The following is a 1,214-nucleotide window of genomic DNA, read 5'->3' on the forward strand; positions in this document are numbered from 1 at the left end:
CCGGCGATGGTTTGGAGAGAGACTGGCATCATGGACGAGCGGCTGCGCTTTGTTGGGGAATGTCTTGCGGGCGAGGAGACGATGACGGCGCTGTGTGCTGTCTACGGGATATCGCGCAAGACGGGCTACAAGTGGTTGGAGCGATATCGGGCGCTCGGCCCTGCGGGCCTTATCGACCTGCCGCGGGCACCGCTTGAGCACGGGCGGGCAACGGCGGCGGAGCTGGTGGCGCGGATCGTGGCGGAGAAGGAGGCGAATCCGCAGTGGGGGCCGAAGAAGGTGCTGGCGCGGCTGAAGCGGTCGGCGCCGCAGCTTTGCTGGCCGGCGGCCTCGACGATAGGCGAGATCCTGAAGCGCCACGGGCTGGTCGGGCGCCGGCGGCATCGCTGGCGGGCGGCTGGTTGCGGCCCGTTCGCGCCGGCCAACGGGCCCAATGCGGTGTGGAGCGCCGATTACAAGGGCTGGTTCCGGACCCGCGATGGGCGGCGCTGCGAGCCACTGACGGTGATGGATACGGCGAGCCGCTTTCTGCTGGCGCTGGAAGCCTGCGCGACGCCGGCCGAGGCAGAGGCCTGGCCGGTGTTCGAGCGGCTGTTTGCCGAACACGGACTGCCGGAGCGCTTTCGCAGCGACAACGGTTCGCCCTTCGCGGCGATCGGCGTCACCGGGCTGACGACGCTTGCTGTGCGGTTCATCAAGCTCGGCATCGGCCTGGAGCGCATCCAGCCGGGCAAACCGCAGCAGAACGGCCGCCACGAACGCTTCCATCTGACGATGCTGCCGCTGGCCATGGCGCCGGAGGTCGACCATGCCGCGCAGCAGGCGGTCTTTGACGCATTTCGCCAGAATTACAACGCCGAGCGTCCACACGAGGCGCTCGCTATGGACGTGCCTGCTGATCATTACCGACCGTCACTGCGGCCCCTGCCCGACCGCCTGCCTGAACCGGACTATCCGGCCGAGGCGGCGGTGCGCCGGGTGCGCTCCAATGGCGAGATCAAATGGAACGGCGACCTCGTCTATGTCGCAGCAGCGCTGGCCGGCGAGGTCGTGGCGATCGAGGAGAGTGAAGCGGGCATCTGGACGCTACGCTTCCATGCCCATCCGCTCGGCATCATCGACAAGAAGACCAAGCGGCTTGTCCGCCCCAGCGCCCTGCAACCCCGACCAGCCGGCGCAGGGGCGGACACTGGTTTAAAAGGGGGAGAACTGTA

General features: G+C 67.9%; 1 protein-coding gene. It reads left to right on the forward strand.

All coding sequences use genetic code 11. The annotated features are described in order from the left end of the window. Positions 1-6 precede the first annotated feature (6 nt). On the forward strand, positions 7-1,214 hold a 1,208-nt coding region (locus V8P77_RS34655), incomplete at its 3' end, for a helix-turn-helix domain-containing protein (protein ID WP_335916756.1).

It is taken from the genome of Rhizobium aouanii (assembly GCF_037002925.1).
GTDB lineage: Bacteria > Pseudomonadota > Alphaproteobacteria > Rhizobiales > Rhizobiaceae > Rhizobium > Rhizobium aouanii.